The following is a 22,135-nucleotide window of genomic DNA, read 5'->3' on the forward strand; positions in this document are numbered from 1 at the left end:
CGACCGGGTGCACCACCAAATCGTTTCCGTTCTGTGCGGATACGGGCGCTAGTGTCGGACTTCGTGACCGTGATCGTGTTCTCCGAGACCCGGCGCCGGGTGCCGGTGGCCCTGGGGGTCTGCCTCTTGTCGTTCACGGCGTTCTGGGTGGCTCAACGGGCCGCGCACGTGTCGATGATCGACCTGATGGTCTACCGGGCGGAGGGCGCGACCGTCCTCGCGGGCGGCGACCTCTACGCACTCCGTACGACGGCAGCTCATCTGCCGTCCACCTACCCGCCGTTCGCGGCGTTGCTGTTCACCCCGCTGACGCTGCCGGACGTCACGACCATGCGGACGCTGGCGACGGCCGGGAACCTCTTTCTTCTGGTGGTGTTCGTGGCGCTGTCGCTGCGGCTCGTGGGGCACGCGCGCGTGGAGGGCGTGCTGTGGGTCGCGGCGGCTGCGGTGTGGTGCGAGCCGGTGTGGACGACCGTGCGCTACGGGCAGGTCAATCTGCTGCTGGCCGTGCTGATCCTGTGGGATCTGTCACGGCCTCCGGCCGAACGTCCGGGCCGCTGGGCGGGGGTGGGCCTCGGGCTCGCGGCCGCGGTCAAGCTGACGCCCGCCCTGTTCGCGGTGTTCCTGCTCGCCACGGGCCTGATGGCGCGCCGCGCGGGCCGGGACGGCGGGCCGTGGCTGCGGCACGCGCGCGGGGCCGCCGTCGCCTTCGCAGGGGCGACGCTGCTGGCGGCGGCCGTCCTGCCCTACGACTCGTGGCGGTTCTGGACCGGGATGGTGTTTCGGACGGGACGGGTGGGACGGGCCGAGGAGACCGCGAATCAGGCCCTGCGTGGCGTTCTGGCGCGGTTGCTGCATACTCCCGAGCCGGGGGCGCTCTGGACCGCCGCAGCGGCCCTGACGGCCGTCCTGGGGCTCACGGTGGCGGTCGCGGCGGAGCTGCGCGGCCGGCGGGGCTGGGCGGTGGCCGGGTGTGCGGTGACCGCGCTGCTGATCAGTCCGGTGTCCTGGTCGCACCACTGGGTGTGGTGCGTGCCCGTGGTGCTGCTGCTGTGGACGCGCGGGTACCGGGCGGCGGCCGCCGGCACGCTGCTGGTCTTCTGCTCGTACGCCCTGTGGTGGGTGCCACATCGGTACGGACGGCCCGAACTGCACCAGAACGCCGTCGACTTGACGCTGTCGGCGCTCTACGCGGTCACCGGACTGCTGTTCCTGGCGCTCGCCCGGACATCGTTGCCGAAGCCGGGCGCCGCTCAGGCCGTGACGAACGAGTAGAACCGCTTGAGCGTGCAGTGCTCCTCCAGAAGACGGCCGTAGATCGGCTCGCCCTCCAGTTCACGGTAGGTCTCGATCGGGTCGCCTTTTATGATCAGCGCCCGAGCGCATTCCTCGCACCAGTACTGGTAGTCGGGATTGATCGGCTCCATGTCGCGGACGATCGGGGTGCCGCTCCCGCACCAGTCGCACTTCCGCCTGTGTGCACCCATCGATCAGCTCCAGCTGTGGCCGCAGGCCGTGCACACGTAGGAGATCCCGCCGTTGTCGCCCAGTACTTGGGCCACATGTACGGAACCGCAGGAAGGGCAGAGCAGCCGGGTGATCGTGTCCCGTATCAACGCCGCACCGAGGAGGTGGCCGCCCTCCTCATGGATGCTCGCAGGCATCGCTACTCCTCCCGTCGGGCCGCGCCCCCTTCCGGCCGTTTGATTCTGCCACGGCCGGACCAATACGGTCAGCGACGCCTCAGTACCAGTCCGGACACGGCGCCCGCGGCCGCCGTCGCGGCGAGCGCCCATGCGCAGGCTGACAGCGCCTCCGCAGAGGTATACGCCCGCGGCGCCCCAAGTGACTCAAGCCGGTTCAAGAACAGTGTGCCGAGTGCGGCGACGCCGATGAGCTGGCCGAGCTGGGTGACGGTCGCCAGAAGACCGCTGGCATCCGCCGCGTCCTCGGGGCGCACGGTTGCGAGCGCCCCGGTGAGAGTGGGGCTGAACGCGAGCGCGAGCCCCGCCCCCACGCCGGCGTACGCCACATAGAGCCACGCGCCCCCGTCGCCGCCGCCGTGGAAGACCAGCCCGACGCCGGCGACGGACAGCGCGGTGAGCGCGAACCCGGCCGGGGTAAGCGCCCGCTGCCAGGAGGCGGGCCATCCGCGCCAGGTCAGGGCGACCGCGCCGAAGACGACGGCGGTCGGCGCGAAGGTGAGTCCGGCGCGCTGCGCGCCGTAGCCGAGGCCGCTCTGGACGTGCAGGGTGAGCGTGAAGAGCAGTCCGGCGTTGACGGCCATGACGGCGAGGATGCGGAAGACGGCGAGACCCATGCCGGGGTGGCGCAGCACCCGGGGTGCGACGATCGGGGCACCGCCACGCCGGGCGAGCCGCACCTCGTAGCCGCAGAACAGCGCGAACAGGAGCACGGCGGCCGCCAGGGACAGCCAGGACCACAGCGGCCAGTCCTCCTCCTGGCCGAGCACCAGCGGAACCGTGAGCAGCGACACGGCGGCCCCCAGCAGGACCAGGCCGGGCAGGTCCAGGCCGCGCGACCGCTCCGGCCCGGATCCGGTGCCCGGCGGCAGGACGCGCCTGCCGAGGACGAGGAGTACGGCGCCGACCGGCACGTTGACGAGGAACACCGGACGCCAGCCGGTGCCGAACAGGTCCGCGCCGACCAGGACGCCGCCGATGATCTGGCCGGCCGCGGCGCCGACCGCGAGGACCGCCGAGTAGGCGCCGAGCGCCCGGATGCGGGCCTCGCCGGTGAAGGTGCGCTGGATGATGCTGAGGACCTGCGGGATCATCACCGCCGACCCGGCGCCCTGCACCAGCCGGAACACGATCAGCTCGGTGGCTCCCTGGGCCAGGCCGCAGGCCAGCGAGGCCGTCGTGAACAGCACCAGTCCTGCGAGGTGGACCCGACCGTGGCCGAGCCGGTCGCCGAGGCGGGCGCCGGTGATCAGCAGCACGGAGTAGGTGATGGCGTAGCCGGCCACGACCAGTTGCAGGTCGGCGCCGGAGGCGTGGAGTTCGGAACCGATGGTGGGGGCCGCGACGTTCACGATGAAGACGTCCAGCACGGCCATGAACAGGGCCGCGAGGACGACCGCGAGGAGCAGCCGGGGCCGGTTGTCAGTGCCGGATGCTTCACTTTTCGCAGGGGTTCGAGCGGGTGCGGGGCCTGGTCCCGTCCGGGATGTCGTCGTCATGTGTCCGAGCGTGGCGAGGGGCCGGTACGGGTGCCGAGAGCCCACCGATGCTGGTAGTGGCAGCACCTGGCAGTGGGCGGGTGCGGCGCCCACGATGGATGACGTGACGACGGGGGACGTGACGATGAGGGCGACAGCACACCGCCGCAGGCCGGAGCTGGCCGCGTTCCTGCGCAGCAGGAGGGCCAGGGTGACACCGGCCGATGTGGGGATGCCGCCGGGGCTGCGGCGGCGCACTCCGGGGCTGCGCCGGGAGGAGGTCGCCCAGCTCTCGGGTGTGGGGGTGACCTGGTACACGTGGCTGGAGCAGGGCCGGCCGATCAACGCGTCGCCGCAGGTGCTGGACGCGGTGGCGCGCACGCTGCGGCTCGACGCGCCGGAGCGGGAGCATCTGTACCGGCTGGCGGAGGTGCCGTACGCGGCGGCGCCCGAGGGGCTGTCGCGGTCGGTCGGCGCGGAGGTTCAGGGCATCATCGACGCCCTCGATCCGCTGCCCGCGGTGGTGTACACGTCGCGGTACGACGTGCTGGCCACCAACCCGGCCTACCGGGACCTGTTCCTGGTGCCGGAGACGGTGCGGATCGGGGTGCCGAACGTCCTGTGGACGTTGTTCACCGTGTCCGAGGAGGCGTGCCCGGTTGTACACCGGGAGCGGGAACTGCCGGTGATGGTGGCGACCCTGCGCTCCAGCTACGGCAGACATGTCGGCGAGCCGGCCTGGGAGGACTTCATACAGGCGCTGTCCGGGGCGAGTGCGTACTTCGCCCGGTTGTGGGCGAGCGGTGCGGTGGCGCAGCCGGGGCCGCGGGTGAAGACGTTCCGTCATGAGGCGGTGGGTGAGCTGCGGATGACGTCGCAGTCGTTGTCGATCGACGGGATGCCGGAGTCCCGGATCGTGGTCTACACACCGGAGGACGAACGGACGCGGGACCAGGTCGCGTTGTTGCGGGAGCGCAGACAGCGGCTGTGGCCGGTGACCGACGACGAGGCCGCCGAGATCATCCGGGAGTGGAACACGAAAAATCCCGCCCCCTGAAGAGGACGGGATTCTCTCACCGATCTTTGACAACTCGACAGTGTGCGGAGTGTCGATCTGTGGAGCTAAGGAGAATTGAACTCCTGACCTCCTGCATGCCATGCAGGCGCTCTACCAACTGAGCTATAGCCCCTTGCGTTCTTCCCGTCTTTCCGCTCGGCGGGGCGAACAAGAAGAACTTTAGCCTGCGACCTGCCGGAAAGTGAAATCCGGGTCCCGGGGCGGGACGGGCGGCCGGAGGATCACCGGCCGACGGCCGAAAAGGGCTCTCAGTCGTCGTCGCCGAGGACGGGCTCCGGGAGGGTGCCCGCGTTGTGCTCCAGGAGCCGCCAGCCGCGGGCACCTTCGCCGAGCACGGACCAGCAGCAGTTGGTGAGACCGCCGAGGCTCTCCCAGTGATGGGAGTCCAGGCCGAGCAGGCGGCCGATGGTGGTGCGGATGGTCCCGCCGTGGCTGACGACCACGAGGGTGCCGTCCTCGGGGAGCTTCTCGGCGTGCCGGAGCACGACGGGGGCGGCCCGGTCGGCGACCTCGGTCTCCAGTTCACCGCCGCCTCGGCGGACCGGCTCGCCGCGCTTCCAGGCGGCGTACTCGTCGCCGTGGCGGGCGATGATCTCCTCGTGGGTGAGGCCCTGCCACACACCCGCGTAGGTCTCGCGCAGCGCCTCGTCGCGGATCACGTCGAGTCCGGTGAGCTCCGCGAGCTGGGCGGCCGTGTCGGAGGCCCGCCGCAGGTCGGAGGAGACGATCGCGTCCGGGCCCAGGGAGGCGAGCAGCCGGGCCGCGCGGCGGGCCTGGCCGATGCCGGTCTCGGTGAGCTCGACGTCGGTGGAGCCCTGGAAGCGGCGCTCCACGTTCCAGGAGGTCTGGCCGTGCCGCCACAGGATGATGCGGCGGCCGCGGCCCTTGCGGTCGGTCACCTCGCCCGTGGCGCTCATCACCACTCCCCGCCCGGCTCACCCGCGTCCTCGGCGGCCTGCAGCTTGGCGTGCTCCTGGGCCTTGCCGCGGGTGGCCTTGGCGTCGGCGGGCAGCTCGATCTCGGGGCAGTCCTTCCACAGCCGCTCCAGGGCGTAGAAGACGCGCTCCTCGCTGTGCTGGACGTGGACGACGATGTCGACGTAGTCGAGCAGGATCCAGCGGGCTTCGCGGTCGCCCTCGCGGCGCACCGGCTTGGCGCCGAGCTCCTTGCTGAGACGCTCCTCGATCTCGTCGACGATCGACTTGACCTGGCGGTCGTTGGGCGCGGAGGCCAGCAGGAAGGCGTCCGTGATCGACAGGACGTCGCTGACGTCGTAGGCGATGACGTCATGGGCAAGCTTGTCGGCGGCCGCCTGGGCGGCGGCGGTGATGAGCTCGAGGGAACGGTCGGTGGCGGTCACTACGTGGCTTTCCGTCGGCGGTCGATTGACCTCAAGGGTCTCACGGACCGCCGGGCGCACCCCACGTGATTACCGGGTCACGTGGGGTGCGACGGGTGGGCTCAGGAGGAGGACGGCTTGTAGTCCTGGCCGAGGACGACCGAGACGTCGGCGCCCGAGCCGACCGTGCCCTTGGCGACGGCGCCGGTGCCGAGGCCGAGGGTCTTGGCGACCTCGGTGGCGTTCTCCTTGTCGGCGGCGTCGGAGTACAGCACCTTGGAGGCGGCCTGGGTGCCGGAGGCCGTACCGCCTTCCAGGAAGGTGTAGCCGCCGTTGACGAGGACCACGCGGGCCTTGTCGGTGTTGTCCTTCACGCCGGTGGCGTTCTGGACGGAGACCCGGATCGCGGAGTCCGCGGAGGGGCTCTTGGCGGTGCCGCCGAGGATGTCCTTGACCACGCTGGAGCTGGTCTGCGCGCTGAGGGTGCCGTCGCTCTGCACGGGCAGCAGGGCGGTCTTGTAGTCGCCGCCCTTGGCGAGGTCGGCGAGCTTGGCGAGGAAGGTGCCGAGGTCCTTGTCGGTGAGCGAGGGGTCGAGGATCTGCGCGAGGGTCTGCACGGTGACCGTGGCGGCCGAGGAATCGGAGGACATCTTGCGCAGCACGCCCTGCATGACCTGCCCGAACCGCTCCAGCTGGGCGTTCTGGGCCTCGCCGGAGGCGCGGTAGGTGGCGTAGGCGACGGCGGCCTTGCCGCTGAGGGTCTGGTCTTTGCCCTTGTGGACCAGGGGCGCCTGGCCCTTCTTCTTGGCGTCCGGGTCGGGGACGTCGGCGTTGGTGTCCATGTCGATGTTGCCGACGAGATCGACGAGGTTCTGCAGGTAGGGGGTGTCCAGGCGCCAGGTGCCCTCGATGTTGGTGCCCAGGACGGTGTCGAGCTGGTCGCGGGTCCCGGAGGAGCCGTCGTCGCCGACGGACTTGGCGAGGGTCGTGGTGGTGCCGTCGTCGTCGGTCATGGCGAGCGAGTTGGGCAGCAGGACGGTGGTGCCCTGCTTGGTGGTGGTGTTGTCGACGAGCAGCGCGGTCGAGGTGCCGCCGCCGCTGGTGTTGTGCAGGTGGACGACGACCACGTCGCGTTTCTGGGCGGCCGCGGACGTCGTCGTGCCGCCCTTGGCGCCGGAGGAGGACAGTCCGGGCAGCTTTCCGGCGTACCAGAGGTAGCCGGCGCCGCCGACGGCGACCAGGGCGAGGACGACGACCAGGGCGATCATGCGGCTGCGGGCGCGGCGCTTGGCCTCTTCGCGGCGCTCGGTGCGGTTCTCGGTGAAGTTCAGCCAGTCGATGACGTCCTCGGAGTCGCCGTCCGGGTCCTCGACGAACGCGAACTGCTCGGTGTGGTAGTCCCGTTCGTCCCCGGGGGCCCGGCGGGGACCGGCGGGTTCCTCGACAGGCCCGGCCTGCTGCGGGATGTGCGCGGTCTGCTCGGCGACCCGGGGGTGCCGACCGCTGGTGGCGGCCTGCCCGTAGGGGTCGTAGACGGGCTGGCCGCCGGTGCCGTACGGGTCGTAGGCGGGCGTGACCGGCTGCTGCCCGGTGTCGTGCACGGGGGGGACGGGGGCCTGCTGCCCGGTGTCGTACGACGGTGGGCCTTGCCGTCCGGGGTCGTACGAAGGCGTGCCCTGCCGTACGCCGCCGTCGGCGGCGTACGGGTCGTACCCGTAGCCCTGTCCGGCGTACGGGTCGTACGTCTGCTGTTGTTGTGCGGGGATCTGGCGGTACACCGGCTGCCCGTACTCGTCGTAGCCGACGAGTTCGTACTGGTCGCTTCCGTAGCCCGCGTCGTATCGGTCGTTCACCGGTGCCCCTCTCGGCTCACTCGCCGCGGTACAGCTCGCGCTTGTCGATGTAGCGCACGACTCCGTCCGGCACCATGTACCAGATGGGGTCGCTCTTGGCGACTCTCGCACGGCAGTCTGTGGAGGAGATGGCGAGCGCGGGAACCTCCACCAGCGAGACGCCGCCCTCCGGGAGACCGCGGTCGGTCAGTTGGTGGCCGGGCCGGGTGCAGCCGATGAAGTGGGCGAGGGAGAAGAGTTCCTCCGAGTCGCGCCAGGTGAGGATCTGGCCGAGGGCGTCGGCGCCGGTGATGAAGAAGAGGTCGGCGTCGGGGTTGAGGGCGCGCAGGTCCCGCAGGGTGTCGACGGTGTAGGTGGGGCCGCCGCGGTCGATGTCGATACGGCTGACGGAGAACTGCGGGTTCTCCGCGGTCGCGATCACCGTCATCAGGTAGCGGTCCTCGGCCGGTGAGACCTTGCGGACGGTCTTCTGCCACGGCTGCCCGGTGGGCACGAACACCACCTCGTCCAGCTGGAACTGGGCGGCGACCTCGCTGGCCGCCACGAGGTGTCCGTGGTGGATCGGGTCGAACGTCCCGCCCATGACGCCGAGGCGGCGTTTGCCGGTGTGCGCGGGGCCCGCCGGTGTGTACCGCGGGGTCGTCACCGTGTCGTCGGCGGCATCGGCCGCGTCATGCGCCGGACCGGTAGGCATGTCCTGCTCTCCCATGCGTGCAGACCCTACCGGCCCGGACCGTGGGCCCCGCCCCGAGGACGGGCGCCGGGCTCGGCCGCCGGCTCAGCGGTCGCGGTTGAAACGGGTGGTGATCCACAGCAGGAGCAGCAGGATGATGAACGCACTGCCACCGGTGACGAGCGGGTTGAGGCTGTTGTGGTTGCCGCCGTGCTCCTCGCCCTCGGCGGCGAGGGTGACCAACTGGGCAGCGGCGCTGTGAAGATTCATCATCTGCGGCAGGACCTATCGCGTGTGGACGGGATAAAGACGTCGGCCCATCGTATGCGGGCGGCCCGGCGACGATCACGCCGACTCCTCCGTTGGGCCGACTCCTCGGTTCCGTCGACCCGGCCCCTCGGTCACGTCGGCTCGGTCGGCCACACCGGGCGGGGAACGATCCCGGCGGCTCAGTCGTCCTTCTGTCTGTACCCGCGCAGCAGGAACCAGGCGGTCAGCGCACAGCCCAGGAACATGACGATCAGGACGACCCGCAGCAGGTCGCCCGAGCCCTGTTGGTGGGCGGCGCTCGCGGCCTGGGTGAGCCAGGCGGCTCGGGGGTTGTGCTCCATGAGGCACTCCTTCGGCTGTACTGCCCGTCCACGGTATCTCCGCCTAGGCTGGGCTCTGCTTCGGGGGCACGGTGGGCACACTCACGCACATGGGGGATGACATGTCCGACGACGGCCACGAGCAGAACGGGCACGAGCGGGTGCCGGGCAGGCAGCGCAGGCGGTTCCCGGGGATCTCCTCACGCGCGTACGAGCATCCGGCCGACCGTTCGGCCCTGGTGGCGCTGCGCAAGCTGAGCGGCTTCGACACGGTCTTCAAGGCGCTCAGCGGGCTGCTCCCGGAGCGAAGCCTGAGGCTGCTGTTCCTGTCCGACTCGGTCCGCGTGTCGGACCAGCAGTTCGCACACCTGAACGACATGCTGCGGGACGCCTGTTACATCCTGGACCTGGAGAAGGTCCCGCCGATGTACGTCAACCAGGACCCGCAGCCCAACGCCATGTGCATCGGCCTGGACGAGCCGATCATCGTCGTCACCACCGGGCTCGTCGAACTGCTCGACGAGGAGGAGATGCGGGCGGTCGTCGGGCACGAGGTGGGGCACGCGCTGTCCGGGCACTCGGTGTACCGGACGATCCTGCTGTTCCTGACGAACCTGGCGCTGCGCGTCGCCTGGATCCCGCTGGGCAATCTCGCGGTCATGGCGATCGTGACGGCGCTGCGGGAGTGGTTCCGCAAGTCGGAGCTGTCCGCCGACCGGGCGGGACTGCTGGTGGGGCAGGATCTACGGGCCTCGATGCGCGGGCTGATGAAGATCGCCGGCGGCAACCATCTGCACGAGATGAACGTGGACGCGTTCCTGCAGCAGGCCGAGGAGTACGAGGGCGGGGGCGATCTGCGCGACTCGGTGCTGAAGATCCTTAACGTGCTGCCGCGCTCGCACCCGTTCACCACGGTCCGCGCGGCCGAGCTGAAGAAGTGGGCCGAGTCCCGCGACTACCAGCGGATCGTGGACGGTCACTATCCGCGGCGCGACGGGGACAAGGACACCTCGGTCAGCGACTCGTTCAAGGAGTCGGCGGCGAGCTACGCGAGCGATGTGAAGAGCTCCAAGGACCCGCTGATGAAGCTGGTCTCGGACATAGCGGGCGGGGCCGGCGGCCTGGGCGGCCGGGTCAAGCGCGGCTTCGACGGGTTCACGAGCTCGGCGCCCCGCACGGATGCCTCCGCGAAGGACGCTCCCCCGAACGACACACCGTCGCAGGACGGTCCCGCGCAGGACACTCCGCCGCGGGACGACGAGTAGCCAGGGCTCGTCAGACCTTCGGTTCGGCCCCGGCGGCCAGCGTCCCGCACAGGGCGGCGGCGCTGTCCGTGGCGTACGGGTTCGTGCCCGCCGGGCCGCCCGCCCTGGCGGTCTCGCCGGCCAGCAGCGGCTGCAGGTGGTCGGCGGAGTCGTCGGCGCAGGACAGCGGGCCGGCCTGGACGTAGGAGACGACCAGCTGGGTCTGGCGCAGGCGCAGGTCGTCCCGGTCGAAGCGGAAGGTCAGCTCGCGGCGGACGGTGAACAGGGAGACCTGGGAGCCGGCCGGGGCGCCGGTGGCCCGCAGCGCGTAGACGACGGTGTGGTCGGCCGTGACCTCCAGGGTGGCCGAGTCGGTCTCGGTGGCCTGCATGCTGCCCTGGACGCGGATCTTCGGATCGGCGAGCTCGGCACGGGTGGGGTCGAAGCGGACCAGCCATCCGGTGGGCGCGTGCCGGCCGTCCGCCGCGGGGTGGTCGAGGCCCTGGTCGAACTGGTCGAGCTGCCCGGGGTCGAGCAGCACCCGCGCGGGCCGCACCTCGCTGCTGTCGAGGACCTCCGGGTAGAGCGCGGAGCGGACGATGTAGTCCTTGGCCGTGGTCAGGGCGGTGACGACCTGGCTGTCGGAGAAGTGCGCGGTGCTGCGGACGGGCGGCAGCGGTATCCCCTCGGCGCCGACCTCGTACCGCGCGGCGGGACTGTGCGCGAACAGCGTCTCGGCGTCGGCGGCGCCGGGCACCTTGCCCTGCGGGGCGAGCGGGACGACGGTCATCCGCAGCGGTTCGACGGGCTGCTGGGCCTCCTGGGTGCCGTAGGGGTGGCGGACACCCATGTAGATCGCGGTGCCGAAGGCGACGAGGATCAGCAGGACGAGGATCAGGGCCTGCCGGGTGAGGCCCCGGCGCAGGGGCGGGCGGCGGCGTACGGCCGGCGCATGGTCGGACATGCGTTCGCGCGCGGAGGATTCCTGGAGGCGGGCAGCGCGGACGAACGATTCGTCGAAGACGACGGATCGGTACTCGTCCTCTCCACCCACGGGGCCGCCCTCGGGTGTCCCCTCGGGTGGGTCCACAGGCCCGCCCATACTCTCAGAGTAGGTCTCGGAAGCCTCAGGTAAACGCCCAGCTACACGACAACTTCTGACAGGTTCTCACCAGAACGGGCAAACGCCGCTCAGGGGGTACGCGGGACCGCGGAGACCGCCGACTGGGCGGGCTGGGAGTACTCGGCGGACGCGGAGGGTGCCGCCGCGGTGCCCTGTTCCAGGCCGGTGGAGGGGGGCCGGGGCACCTGGTCGCGGCTGCCGCCCGAGGAGGCGCCCCGGTAGACGGCCGCGAAGGCCAGCGCGACCATGCCGATGCCCATGACGAGAGCGAGCACCCAGGCCACGGGACGGTGCCAGCGGACGTGCTTGCCGTAGGCCCCCGGGGCGCCGTACCGGTCTTCAAGTACGTCGCCGTCGTCCAGGTCGTCGAGGTCGGCGCCGCGGTCGAAATCGGGGCCGTCGCGGCCGTAGCCGTCGTCGTATCTGGCGTGGGCACGGCGGGCCTCGGCCTCGGAGGCCTCGGCTCTGGCCTGTGCGGCTGCCAGGAGGCGTTCGACCGCGGTCGGCTCGTGGATCACGGCCGCCTTCACGAAGGCCTCGTCGAAGACCACGGCGTCGAACTCTTCGTCCGACATCCCGCGGTCATGGTCGTCGTCGGGCTCCCAGCCGTCAGGGGACGGCGTGCCCCCCACGTCCTCCGGCACGGATCCAGAGTAGACCTGGGGGGTCAATTTGGGCAGACGGTATGGAAATTCATAGGCCCTGTGAGACGCCTTTCACGCCCGCCCGGGGCCCGTACGCCCCTCCGCGCGCCCGCACGCCGTGGCGCGCGCGGTTGGGCCGTACGGGTGCCGGCGGCGGATTCACAGGCGTCAGCGGCGGATATGGCCGTCGCCGGTGACGATGTATTTGGTGCTGGTCAGCTCCGGCAGGCCCATGGGGCCGCGGGCGTGCAGCTTCTGGGTGGAGATGCCGATCTCGGCGCCGAAGCCGAACTGGCCGCCGTCGGTGAAGCGGGTGGAGGCGTTCACGGCGACGGTGGTGGAGTCGACCAGCTGGGTGAAGCGGCGGGCGGCCTGCTGGGAGGTGGTGACGATCGCCTCGGTGTGCCCGGAGGTCCACAGCCGGATGTGCTCGACGGCCCTGTCCAGGGAGTCGACGACGGCGGCGGCGATGTCGTACGACAGGTACTCGGTCTCCCAGTCCTCCGGGACGGCCTCGACCACGGTCGCCTTGGAGTCCTTGGCATAGGCCAGCACGCGTTCGTCGGCGTGGACGGTGACGCCGGCCTCGGCGAGGGCGTCCAGCGCGCGCGGCAGGAACTCGGCGGCGATGTCCTGGTGGACGAGGAGGGTCTCGGCGGCGTTGCAGACGCTGACCCGCTGCGCCTTGGAGTTGATCAGGATGTCGATCGCCATGTCGATGTCGGCGTGGGCGTCGACGTAGACGTGGCAGTTGCCGGTGCCGGTCTCGATGACGGGGACCTTGGACTCCATGACGACGGTCTGGATCAGGGAGGCGCCGCCGCGCGGGATGAGGACGTCGACGAGGCCGCGGGCGCGCATCAGTTCGTGGACGGACTCACGGCCCTCTCCCGGCACCAGCTGGACGGCGTCGGCGGGCAGCCCGGCGCCGCCGACGGCGTCGCGCAGGACGCGGACGAGGGCGGTGTTGGACTCGTAGGCGGAGGCGGAGCCGCGCAGCAGGACGGCGTTGCCGGACTTGAGGCAGAGGGCGGCCGCGTCGACGGTGACGTTCGGGCGGGCCTCGTAGATGATGCCGACGACGCCGAGCGGGACACGGACCTGGCGCAGGTCGATGCCGTTGGGGAGGGTGGAGCCGCGGACCACCTCGCCGACCGGGTCGGGCAGCTTCGCGACGTCACGGACGTCGGAGGCGATGGCACGGACCCGCTCCGGGGTGAGGGTGAGGCGGTCGACGACGGACTCGCTGGTGCCGTTCTCGCGGGCCTTGGCGATGTCCTTGGCGTTGGCCTCGACGATCTCGCCCGTACGGACCTCCAGGGCGTCCGCGATGGCGAGCAACGCGTCGTCCTTGACGGCACGCGGCAGCGGCGCGAGGTCGGCGGCGGCGGCCTTGGCACGGTAGGCGGCCTGGGTGACCGGGGACATGGCGTCGTACGGCGAGAGCGTGGTCATGGGGGAAGGGTAGTGCGCGCCGACGTCCCGTCCACGCGTCATCCCATACCGCGAGACGGGATCAAAAGGGGGCAATCACGGTCACTGTCAGAACGGGTGGATACCGACCGGCGTCGCCGGTGGCGGACCGTAACCCTCGGCGATCCGCTGGTGGTAGGTGGCGCGGTCGATGACCTCCAGGCCGACGATCTCCCAGGCGGGCAGCCCTGCGGTCTGGCGGTGCTCGCCCCACAGTCGCAGCGCGACGGCGGCGGCGTCGTGGAGGTCGCGGGCCTCTTCCCAGTAGCGGATCTCGGCGTGGTCGCACGCGTAGCGGCTGGTGAGGAGGAAGGGGTGGTCGTGGGCCAGTTGTTCGAGTCCGCGGCGCAGTTCCGCCAGGGAGACCTCGGCACCGCAGACGCTGAGGGTGACGTGCCACAGACGGGGCAGGTCCTTCGGCTCCTCGTAGGTGTCCCCGGCCGCGACGCTCGTCAGAGCACCGCGGGACGCCGCAGCCCCAGGGCGCACTCGTCTCACGACGGCCTCCTTCAGCTGTGCTCGTGCGGAACGTGGTCCTGAGACAAAGTTGAGCAGGCCCCAAGGGTTCGTGTGGCGGTTTTACGGAACGTCCCCCACCGGGGTCCGTCGTTACGCCCCGTTTTTACGGGTGCAGGATCACCAGGTCGTCCCTGTGTACGACCTCGCGTTCGTACGCCGGGCCCAGCTCGCGCGCCAGCTCCCTGGTCGAACGCCCGATCAGCTGGGGGATCTCCTTGGCGTCGAAGCTGACGAGCCCGCGGGCGACCGCGCGTCCTTCGGTGTCACGCAGCTCGACCGGGTCGCCGGCGGCGAACTCGCCCTCCACGGCGGCGATCCCGGCGGGCAGCAGCGATTTCCGGCCCTCGACGACGGCACGGACGGCGCCGTCGTCGAGGGTGAGCGAGCCCTGGGGGGTGGAGGCGTGCTGAAGCCACAGGAGGCGGTCTGCGGACCGTTTGCCGGTGGGGTGGAAGCAGGTGCCGGTGTCGCCGCCGGAGAGCGCGTCGGCGGCGTGCACGGCGCTGGTGAGGACGACCGGGATGCCCGCGGCCGCGGCGATCCGGGCGGCCTCCACCTTGGTGACCATGCCGCCGGTGCCGACGCCGGCCTTCCCGGCGCTGCCGATCTCGACGCCCTCAAGGTCGCGCGGGCCCTTCACCTCCGCTATCCGCGAGGTGCCGGGCTTGCCGGGGTCGCCGTCGTAGACGCCGTCGACGTCGGAGAGCAGGACCAGCAGGTCGGCGTGGACGAGGTGGGCGACGAGGGCGGCGAGGCGGTCGTTGTCGCCGAAGCGGATCTCGTCGGTGGCGACGGTGTCGTTCTCGTTGACGATCGGCAGGGCGCCCATCGCGAGGAGTTTGTCGAGGGTGCGGGAGGCGTTGCGGTGGTGGGCGCGGCGGCTCATGTCGTCGGAGGTGAGCAGGACCTGGCCGACACGGACGCCGTAGCGGGCGAAGGATGCGGTGTAGCGGGCGACCAGCAGGCCCTGGCCGACACTGGCGGCGGCCTGCTGGCGGGCCAGGTCCCTGGGGCGGCGGCGCAGCCCGAGCGGGGCGAGGCCGGCGGCGATCGCTCCCGAGGAGACGAGGACGACCTCCTTCTCGCCACCGCTGCGGCTCTTGGCGAGGACGTCCACGAGCGCGTCGACCCGGTCGGCGTCCAGGCCGCCGGAGGCGGTGGTCAGCGAGGAGGAGCCCACTTTGACGACGATCCTGCGGGCCTCGCTCACGGCCTGCCTTGCGCTTGCCACGTCCTGTCCCCACTTCGTTGCGCGTGGCAGCAATCTACGCGAAGCGGATGTGCGGGGGACGCGGCCGTCCAGCCTCCGGACAGGAGCACGTGCAGGCAGTACGTGACTGGTCGGTCACGCCCCGCTCATGGCAAAAAGGTTGCACGGACTGCTTATAGAAATTGAAGCAAACGCAAAGTTAATTTGAAGTTTGTGTCATCTAAAGTTCGCAGCGTGAAGCGCATCCTCCTCAGATCGGGCAAGAGTCCCTACGACGTCGTCACCGTCGAGGAGGCCCTGCACCGGGACGTCATAGCCACCAACTCGGGCAACCTGATCTTCAGCGATGCCGCGCACAAGATTCTCGAGACCCCGGACACCGAGGTCGTCTCGAACGGCATGCCCTCCGACGCCTCGGCGGCCGCGCGCATCAACGACGAGTACGACGCCTTCGTCATCCCGCTCGCCAACGCCTTCCGCCCGTCCTTCGAGAGCGCGTTGAAGCGGATGACCCGGCTGATCTCGAAGTTGCGGATCCCGGTGGTCGTGCTCGGCGTCGGCGCGCAGGCCGGCGTCGGCTACAACCCGGAACGGCTCAAGCGCATCGAGCCGACCGTGCGGGAGTTCTGCGCGGCGGTGCTGGAGCGCAGCGCGTCGATCGGCGTGCGGGGCGAGTTCACCGAGCAGTACCTGAAAAGCATGGGCTTCGACGATGTCGAGATCATCGGCTGCCCTTCGCTGTTCCTGTACGGCGACCGGCTCCAGGTGCACAAGAAGGCGCTGGAGTTGACGCCGGAGTCGCGGATCGCGATCAACGGCTCGCACAGCGCGGTACGTGCGCAGGGCCTGGACCGGATCATCACGCGCACCCACGAGCGCTACCCGTATCTGCGGTTCGTCGGCCAGAACCTCAGTGACGCACGGCAGCTGCACTGGCGGGACCTGTCGGACCCGAACGCCGCGGTGACCGCGATGCCGACCCACCCGGACCACCCGATGTTCCGCGAGGACAAGGTGCGGGTCTATGTCGACCCGGTCACCTGGATCGACGACCTGCGTTCTTTCGACTTCTCCTTCGGTTCGCGCATCCACGGCAACATCGCGGCGCTGCTCGCCGGCACGCCGGCCACCGTGCTGTGCGGTGACTCGCGGACGCTGGAGCTGTGCCGTTACTTCGAGATTCCGCACCTTCGGCTGGACCAGGCGGTCAAGGACCTCGATTCGGCGGACCCGGCGAAGCTGTACGCGGAGGCCGACTTCGGCGGTCTGGTCGGCGGCCACCGGGAGCGCTTCGAGCGGTTCACCGGGTTCCTCGACCGGAACGGACTGCAGAACACCTTCACGCACGGCGACGGCGGGGCGGCCTTCGAGGAGCGGATGCGGGCGCTGGCGTTCCCGGCGGGCATCCGCCCCTGGAACGACGCGGACGTCGCCTCGCTCACCTCGCGGTTCGGCTGGCTGCACAGCCGTATAGAGGAACTGTCGCTGGACAACGTCAGGCTGCAGAAGGACCTGGCGCGTGCGGGGGCCCGGGCGGCCAAGACGGTTGCCGCTCCGCCGCCGGCGGCGTCGGTCTACCGGCGGGCCCGGCGGGCCGTCGGCAGGCCGATCCGGCGGGCGCTGGGGACGGGCCAGTAGGTAGATGGGGCCGCCGTCGGCCTGACCGGGTGCCCGGTCAGGCCGCCGCCGCTTTGACCTCCCGTGTCGGCAGCGACCTGCGGAGCCTGCGCAGGGCGCGCCGCAGGAAGGTGTTGGCCGCGTCCTCGCGGTAGCCCGCGACCTCACGGGCCTCGCGGGGTTCGGCGAGGTAGATCCAGTCGGGAACGCCTGCCGACCTGGCGCGGAAGTGCGGGTAGGAGAAGTAGACGTGGGTGCCGCGCTTCTCCAGGAGGGCCTCGGCCTGCTTCTTGGCGCGTACGAACTCGACGACGTCCAGGAGGAGGTCGGGGCGCTGTACGGCGACCAGGTGGAGTCGCAGCCGCTCGTGGACCCGCAGGCGGCGGGCGATCTCCGGATTCCAGTGGGTGTCCATCAGCGGCTTGGCCAGTTCCAGCTTTTTCCGGCGCACTTCGTCGCTGTCCTTGAGGAATCTGGGCCCGAACTGCGGGAGCAGGGTGACCAGGAACGGCCGGACCATGAGCGCGTCACGGCGCGGTCCGGCCGGGACCATGTCGGCGATCAGGTTCATCAGGGCGCGTGCGGAGTCGAAGCGGAGGGTGTAGCTGCCGCTCTTGGTGACGTGTTTGCCGTCCTCGCGGCCGACCAGGTAGTAGCAGGGGTAGTCGGCGACCACGGAGACACCGTCGGCGCGCAGGTAGGCCTCCATGGTGAACAGCGCGTCCTCGCCGGTCCACAGGGACTCGTCGAAACGCATCCCGTGCTGTTCGAGAAGTGCGCGGCGGAACAGTTTCTGCGCGCTGAGCGTGAACTTGATGTTGGACGAGAAGACGTCGGTACGGTCGAGCGTCTTGCCCCACATGGACTGCGGGGGTTTGCGGTTGATCCCCTCGACCTTGCCGAGGACGACGTCCGTGTTGTTCTTGTCGGCCATGGCGACCATGCGCGCGAGGGCCTCGGGGCCGAGCCGGTCGTCGGCGTCCAGGAAGAACACGTAGCGGCCGGCGGCCTTGCCGAGGCCGACGTTGCGGGGGCCGCTGGGGCCGCCGGAGTTCTCCTGTCGGATCACGGTCACCGACATGGCGGCGCGGGCCGCGAACTCCTCCAGGTACTCCCCCGTGCCGTCCGTCGACCCGTCGTCGACCGCGATGACCTCCATGCGTGCCGGGTCGAGGGTCTGGCTCTCCACGGACGCCAGGCATTCGACGAGATACGGCATCGCTTCGTACGCCCCGATGATCACGGTCACATCAGGCTGCGCAACGACGGCCACGTTTCCCCCTAGTCAATGATGCGTTCCCCCTGCGTCACCTCGATCGCAACGTGTTAGATGACCGGCTGGCGCAACCGGTTGCCTTGGGACGCACCTTCAGTGGCACACATCACATGACGAGAAGCCAGCCGAGCGGTGTACAGCGGGTTACGTCGGAGAGTACGGACGCACGGTAAGAGTTGCTCACCGGAGACCGCGAAGCATTGGTAAGAGAAACGGCGCGAATGACTAAGCAGAGGCAAAAAGTCGCGCCCGGAGAAACGCCGAGGGGCTCGGTACCAGGGAGAAAACCCTGGTACCGAGCCCCTCGGGGTTGTGGTGCGAGCGGTCAGCCGGTGGGGGTGCCCTCGGCCTCGCCGGCGGCCTTCAGCGGGTCGCCGGGCAGCACCTCGGCGAGTTCGGCCGCCTCGGGGTCACCGGCCACGATCCGGGCCTCCTGGCCCAGGTTGCGGGTCTCGGCCTTACGGGCGAGCGCGGCGACCGCGGCGTTGAACTGCTCGATGGAGGTCGGCTCGTCCGGTCCGAGCAGATACCGCTTGAGCTCGTCCCGGTCCAGGGCCAGCGGATCGGCCGACGGGTCGCGTACGGCGTCCAGCAGGGCGTCCAGTTCCTTGGCGCTGTTGGAGAGGATCACGGCGGCGCGCACCGCGGTGTTCGCCCGCTTGAACTCCTCCACGCCGACTTCGGCGGAGTCCGTGACGGCGTACGGCTTGCCGCTGGCGATGAAGTCGGAGACGACGCTGGAGATGTCGGAGACCATCGCGTCGGAGACGTTGAAGCAGTCGTAAAGGCGCGGTTCGGCGCCAGTGACGACCCGGTGCTCGTGGTCGGGGAAGGAACGCCAGTGGGCGTCGTTCCACTCGGCGCGCAGCCGGGCGACCTCCTCGTGCTTCTTCAGGTCGACGACGTCGTCCCGGCTGGCCTCGGCCTCGTCGCGCTTCTCGCCGCCGGTACCGGTCAGCTCGGCCAGGCGGGCCTCGATACGGGCCAGCTCGGCCTGTGCCGCCGCCTGGGCGGCCGTGTCGGCGGTGAAGCGGGGGTCGGCGGCGCGCTGGGCGGCGGCCTTCTCGAGGAGCGCGGTGACGCGTCGGTGGGCGGCGCCGGCCTGGGCGCTGACGGTGCCGGTGAAGGGGTGCGGCTTGTACAGGACGCGGACCGGCGGGTCGGCCTTGACCAGCTTCTTCACGATGTTCTCGCCGGCGAGCACGAGGGAGGTGTTGCCGGGGTTGCCGTCCCAGCCCTCCCAGGTGGGCGCGTACAGGACGGTGGGGCAGCGTCCCTCGACGGGGGCGCCCGGCCCGCTCTGGATGGGGGCCAGCTGCGGGCGGCCGACCTCGACGATGTCGTCGTCGCGGACACCGACGTCGGCGATGGCGTAGCGGTCGCGGCCCGCGCGGCCGGCGGTCCACACCTCGTCGTAGACCTTGCTGAACGGGTTGACGCTGGCCAGCTTGTCGCTGTCGCCGTGGCCGATGAAGACGTGCTTCATGGTGGGGACGCGCAGCAGGTGGATGTTCTTGCCGACGTTGGCCGCGTAGAGGGCGACACGGACCGTGGAGAGGTCCAGGTTCATCAGGTGCACACCGCCGGGCACGCAGATGACGGGGGCCGTGGTCGGGGCGAGGCTCTGCAGGATGACCCGCTCGCGCAGCAGGACCAGCGGGCGGGAGTCCAGCTGTTCCATGGTCTCCAGCCACATGTTGACCTGGTAGGCGGAGTCCTTGGAGCCGGAGAAGTACAGCACGGTCTCGGGCTTGTACTGGCTCATCCAGTCGTCGACGGCGGCCAGTACGGTGTCCGCGTCCGGCGGGGTCTTTTGGCCGCGTACGTACGGCAGCAGCACCAGCACGTAGACGCAGCCCAGGGCGAGGGTGATCCCGATGCCGAGGAAACCGGCGACGGGGTTGTCCGTCATCGACGAGACCAGCAGGCCCACGACGGCCGCGAGGTCGAGGTGGAGCATCTTCTCGGCGGAGCGGTCGAGCAGGCCGCGCGGCGGGGCGTCCGGGATACGGATGCGGGACTTCAGGTCGACGTTGCGGGTGGCGACCGGCATCCGGCGGCGGTTGCGGATCAGGGTGACCAGTGCGCCGTGCGGGGCCTGCAGTCCGTAGAAGGCGATGAAGCAGGCGATCGCGCCGTAGAAGACCAGACCGTTCGAGAGGTCCATCCGGGCCAGCAGCAGGATCAGCAGCAGCTGCCGGATCAGGAAGCGGATCGACAGACCGGCCCGGACCTTGCTCAGGCGGTTGATGAGATAGCTGCCCTTGCGGTGCAGGTAGTGGTCCGCCAGGTACGTGACGGCGGCCGCGGCCGCGAAGGCGTATACGCTCGGGACGAGCGCGGCGATCATGAGTACCGGGAAGCCGAGCATCATCAGTGCCGCCGCGGCCAGCTCGGCCGCGCTGCCCACCCGGGCGACGCGAATAGCGGTGGATATCACGGAGAACCTTTTGCTGACAAAAAGGCCGGAATTTGACCTTGCGGACGATCTGGGAGGTTGTCGATCGAGGGATTTTTACGGTTCAGGCCCCTGTGATTGCTCCGCGAACGCGCAGCCACAGAGGCCTGAATTAACGATGACTAATGAACGCCGATTATGCCACGCCGTCCTGTCGGTCCAGGACACTGGCCAGCGCCTGCTCGAAGCCGGAGGCCAGGCCGGCGGCGGCCGTCGGGTCCTGCTGGCGGACGTCGATGACATGGCCGGTGAGTTCGGACAGCAGCACGTCGAGGGAGGTGCGGGCGACGGCCTCGGAGGAGAGCAGCGAGCCCGACGGCTCCTGACCGAACGCCTTGGTGCGCATCGGGGTGGCGGTGCGCTCGGGGTTGATGCAGTTGACACGGATGGCGTCGCCGGCCCACTCGTCGGACAGGGCCTGGGTGAGGTTCACCATGGCGGCCTTGGTCGAGGAGTAGAGGCTGTACTCGGCGCGGCCGCGGGTGTAGCTGCTGGAGGTGTAGAGCAGCAGCTGGCCCTGGGTCTCGGCGAGGTACTTGTAGCTGGAGCGGGCGATCTGCACCGGTGCCAGGTAGTTGACCTTCAGCGCCTCCTCGATGGTGGCGTTGTCGGTCTCGGCGAGCTTGCCGATGCGCAGCACGCCTGCCGTGTTGACGACGTAGTCGATCCGGCCGGTCTCCGCGTACGCCTTGGAGAGCGCGTCGTCGACCTCCTCCGGGTTCTCCACGTGGGTGCCGGTGGTGGAGCGGCCCAGGGCGTAGACGTTCGCGCCGTAGGACTCGGCGAGTTCGGCGATGTCCTTGCCGATGCCGTACGAACCGCCGAAGATCACCACGGTCTTGCCGGTGAGCAGCGCGCGGTAGGCGTCCTCGCCGTTCTGCTCGGGGGCGGAGGCGGAGGCGAGCTGGAAGAGCTTGTCGGCGATGAAGACGTCGACGGGCTGGGTGACCTTCATGTTGTACTCGTCGCCCGCGACGACGTGGATCGGCACGTCCGGCAGGTACTTGAGCACGACGGAGCAGTCGTCGGTGGCCTGGAAGTTGGGGTCGCCGGCGGCGACCTCGTAGGCCCGCTTGATCGTGGACAGCTTGAAGGCCTGCGGGGTCTGACCGCGGCGCAGCCGGGAGCGGTCCGGGATCTCGGTGATGAACTCGCCGTCATCACCGTGCGTCCGCGTGACGATGATGGTGTCGGCGGACGGGATGGCGACGTCGACGGCCTGGTAGCGCTCCAGGGCGGCCACGCAGTCGTCGATGACGCGCCGCGACAGCAGGGGGCGTACGGCGTCGTGGAAGAGGACGTTGAGGTCCTCGTCCTCGGCCAGGTTCTCACCGAGCGCCCCGATGGCGCGCTCGGTGGTCTCGTTCCGCGTGTTGCCGCCCTCGATGATCTTCTTGACCTTTGTGAACCCGGCCTTGGCGACGATCTTCTCGATGTCCGCGACATAGCCCGGCGCCATCAGCACGATGATGTCGTCGATCGAGTCGGCCTTCTCGAAGGTGGTCAGGGTGTGCTCGATGACTGCCTTGCCGGCGATCTTCAGCAACTGCTTGGGGATCGACAGACCCACCCGCTGGCCGGTGCCACCGGCCAGGATCACTGCGGTGGTTCGGGGCTTGGCTATGTGCTGGGACACAGGTGACCTACCTTGGGGCATCAGGGAACCTGGAAATGGTCCCACTTCGGGTAACCGGTGTGCAAGGTGAGCGCCGTCCACTGCATATGTGCCCGCAACCTTTCATTCACCTTGCGGCGCTGGTGATGGGCATCGCCCGTCGGGCGCGTGAGAAAGTTCCGTGAATTTGCTGTGAGTAACTACACAGGGCATTCCGATTGCTGTGCGTGATGCATGGTACG

At 70.0% G+C, this 22,135-nt stretch carries 21 protein-coding genes and 1 tRNA gene; 4 read left to right on the forward strand and 18 right to left on the reverse strand.

Annotation, left to right across the window (positions count from 1 at the left end; translation table 11 throughout):
- Positions 1–63 precede the first annotated feature (63 nt).
- A complete protein-coding gene (locus ACWGJB_RS09665) occupies positions 64–1,275 on the forward strand; it encodes a glycosyltransferase 87 family protein (RefSeq protein WP_453379656.1) in 1,212 nt (403 codons plus the stop codon).
- On the opposite strand, the gene ACWGJB_RS09670 is transcribed toward ACWGJB_RS09665, so the two are convergent.
- From ACWGJB_RS09670 to ACWGJB_RS09680, 3 genes are all read right to left on the reverse strand, one after another.
- A complete protein-coding gene (locus tag ACWGJB_RS09670) occupies positions 1,254–1,487 on the reverse strand; it encodes a hypothetical protein (protein WP_006136074.1) in 234 nt (77 codons plus the stop codon). The two genes, ACWGJB_RS09665 and ACWGJB_RS09670, sit on opposite strands and share 22 nt — an antisense overlap.
- A 3-nt stretch (positions 1,488–1,490) precedes the next feature.
- The gene (locus ACWGJB_RS09675; RefSeq protein ID WP_453379657.1) at positions 1,491–1,664 is read right to left on the reverse strand and encodes a hypothetical protein; all 174 of its coding nucleotides are present in this window, start codon (positions 1,662–1,664) and stop codon (positions 1,491–1,493) included.
- 68 nt (positions 1,665–1,732) lie between these two features.
- Positions 1,733–3,202 carry an MFS transporter gene (locus tag ACWGJB_RS09680; protein WP_453379658.1) on the reverse strand — a complete coding sequence of 490 codons (1,470 nt, stop codon included), beginning with the start codon at positions 3,200–3,202 and terminating at the stop codon, positions 1,733–1,735.
- Between the two features lie 94 nt (positions 3,203–3,296).
- Between ACWGJB_RS09680 and ACWGJB_RS09685 the strand changes: the two genes are divergently transcribed.
- Positions 3,297–4,238 (forward strand): helix-turn-helix transcriptional regulator, encoded by a 942-nt coding sequence (locus tag ACWGJB_RS09685; RefSeq protein WP_453379659.1) that lies wholly within the window; start codon positions 3,297–3,299, stop codon positions 4,236–4,238.
- Between the two features lie 60 nt (positions 4,239–4,298).
- On the opposite strand, the gene ACWGJB_RS09690 is transcribed toward ACWGJB_RS09685, so the two are convergent.
- The 7 genes from ACWGJB_RS09690 to ACWGJB_RS09720 form a co-directional block, all read right to left on the reverse strand.
- A tRNA-Ala gene (locus ACWGJB_RS09690) sits at positions 4,299–4,371 on the reverse strand.
- Positions 4,372–4,507: 136 nt separating this feature from the next.
- The gene (locus ACWGJB_RS09695) at positions 4,508–5,176 is read right to left on the reverse strand and encodes a histidine phosphatase family protein (protein WP_450755586.1); all 669 of its coding nucleotides are present in this window, start codon (positions 5,174–5,176) and stop codon (positions 4,508–4,510) included.
- Positions 5,176–5,619 carry a ribosome silencing factor gene (gene rsfS, locus ACWGJB_RS09700; protein ID WP_360483967.1) on the reverse strand — a complete coding sequence of 148 codons (444 nt, stop codon included), beginning with the start codon at positions 5,617–5,619 and terminating at the stop codon, positions 5,176–5,178. Before rsfS ends, ACWGJB_RS09695 begins: the two co-directional genes overlap by 1 nt.
- Before the next feature lie 101 nt (positions 5,620–5,720).
- Complete coding sequence (locus ACWGJB_RS09705; protein WP_453379660.1) at positions 5,721–7,451, reverse strand: LytR C-terminal domain-containing protein; 1,731 nt, start codon at positions 7,449–7,451, stop codon at positions 5,721–5,723.
- A gap of 16 nt (positions 7,452–7,467) precedes the next feature.
- Positions 7,468–8,160 (reverse strand): nicotinate-nucleotide adenylyltransferase, encoded by a 693-nt coding sequence (gene nadD, locus ACWGJB_RS09710; protein ID WP_453379661.1) that lies wholly within the window; start codon positions 8,158–8,160, stop codon positions 7,468–7,470.
- 69 nt (positions 8,161–8,229) lie between these two features.
- Positions 8,230–8,397, reverse strand: coding sequence for a hypothetical protein (locus tag ACWGJB_RS09715; RefSeq protein WP_351692895.1), 168 nt, complete (start codon positions 8,395–8,397; stop codon positions 8,230–8,232).
- A gap of 176 nt (positions 8,398–8,573) precedes the next feature.
- A complete protein-coding gene (locus ACWGJB_RS09720) occupies positions 8,574–8,735 on the reverse strand; it encodes a hypothetical protein (protein ID WP_362168800.1) in 162 nt (53 codons plus the stop codon).
- Between the two features lie 101 nt (positions 8,736–8,836).
- Here ACWGJB_RS09720 and ACWGJB_RS09725 point away from each other — a divergent pair, with 101 nt between their 5' ends.
- Positions 8,837–9,979, forward strand: coding sequence for a M48 family metallopeptidase (locus ACWGJB_RS09725; RefSeq protein WP_453379853.1), 1,143 nt, complete (start codon positions 8,837–8,839; stop codon positions 9,977–9,979).
- Positions 9,980–9,989: 10 nt separating this feature from the next.
- Here the strand turns inward: ACWGJB_RS09725 and ACWGJB_RS09730 are convergent, their stop codons facing one another.
- From ACWGJB_RS09730 to proB, 5 genes are all read right to left on the reverse strand, one after another.
- On the reverse strand, positions 9,990–11,060 hold the full coding sequence (locus ACWGJB_RS09730) for an SCO2583 family membrane protein (RefSeq protein ID WP_453379662.1): 1,071 nt from the start codon (positions 11,058–11,060) through the stop codon (positions 9,990–9,992).
- An 89-nt stretch (positions 11,061–11,149) separates the two neighbouring features.
- Positions 11,150–11,725, reverse strand: a complete 576-nt coding sequence (locus ACWGJB_RS09735) for an SCO2584 family spore wall biosynthesis protein (RefSeq protein ID WP_453379663.1) — start codon at positions 11,723–11,725, stop codon at positions 11,150–11,152.
- Between the two features lie 168 nt (positions 11,726–11,893).
- The gene (locus ACWGJB_RS09740; protein WP_453379664.1) at positions 11,894–13,180 is read right to left on the reverse strand and encodes a glutamate-5-semialdehyde dehydrogenase; all 1,287 of its coding nucleotides are present in this window, start codon (positions 13,178–13,180) and stop codon (positions 11,894–11,896) included.
- Positions 13,181–13,267: 87 nt separating this feature from the next.
- Complete coding sequence (locus tag ACWGJB_RS09745) at positions 13,268–13,696, reverse strand: hypothetical protein (RefSeq protein WP_453379665.1); 429 nt, start codon at positions 13,694–13,696, stop codon at positions 13,268–13,270.
- A 124-nt stretch (positions 13,697–13,820) separates the two neighbouring features.
- Positions 13,821–14,927, reverse strand: a complete 1,107-nt coding sequence (proB, locus tag ACWGJB_RS09750) for a glutamate 5-kinase (protein ID WP_453379854.1) — start codon at positions 14,925–14,927, stop codon at positions 13,821–13,823.
- A gap of 234 nt (positions 14,928–15,161) precedes the next feature.
- Here proB and ACWGJB_RS09755 point away from each other — a divergent pair, with 234 nt between their 5' ends.
- On the forward strand, positions 15,162–16,565 hold the full coding sequence (locus tag ACWGJB_RS09755; RefSeq protein ID WP_453379666.1) for a polysaccharide pyruvyl transferase family protein: 1,404 nt from the start codon (positions 15,162–15,164) through the stop codon (positions 16,563–16,565).
- 37 nt (positions 16,566–16,602) lie between these two features.
- Here ACWGJB_RS09755 and ACWGJB_RS09760 read toward each other — a convergent pair whose 3' ends face one another.
- The 3 genes from ACWGJB_RS09760 to ACWGJB_RS09770 all read right to left on the reverse strand — a co-directional run bounded on the left by ACWGJB_RS09760 (position 16,603) and on the right by ACWGJB_RS09770 (position 21,914).
- Positions 16,603–17,763 (reverse strand): glycosyltransferase family 2 protein, encoded by a 1,161-nt coding sequence (locus ACWGJB_RS09760; protein ID WP_453379855.1) that lies wholly within the window; start codon positions 17,761–17,763, stop codon positions 16,603–16,605.
- Between the two features lie 382 nt (positions 17,764–18,145).
- Positions 18,146–20,230, reverse strand: a complete 2,085-nt coding sequence (locus ACWGJB_RS09765) for a hypothetical protein (RefSeq protein ID WP_453379856.1) — start codon at positions 20,228–20,230, stop codon at positions 18,146–18,148.
- 184 nt (positions 20,231–20,414) lie between these two features.
- The gene (locus ACWGJB_RS09770) at positions 20,415–21,914 is read right to left on the reverse strand and encodes a D-ribitol-5-phosphate cytidylyltransferase (protein WP_453379667.1); all 1,500 of its coding nucleotides are present in this window, start codon (positions 21,912–21,914) and stop codon (positions 20,415–20,417) included.
- Positions 21,915–22,135 lie beyond the last annotated feature (221 nt).

It is taken from the genome of Streptomyces sp. NPDC054813 (genome assembly GCF_053611365.1).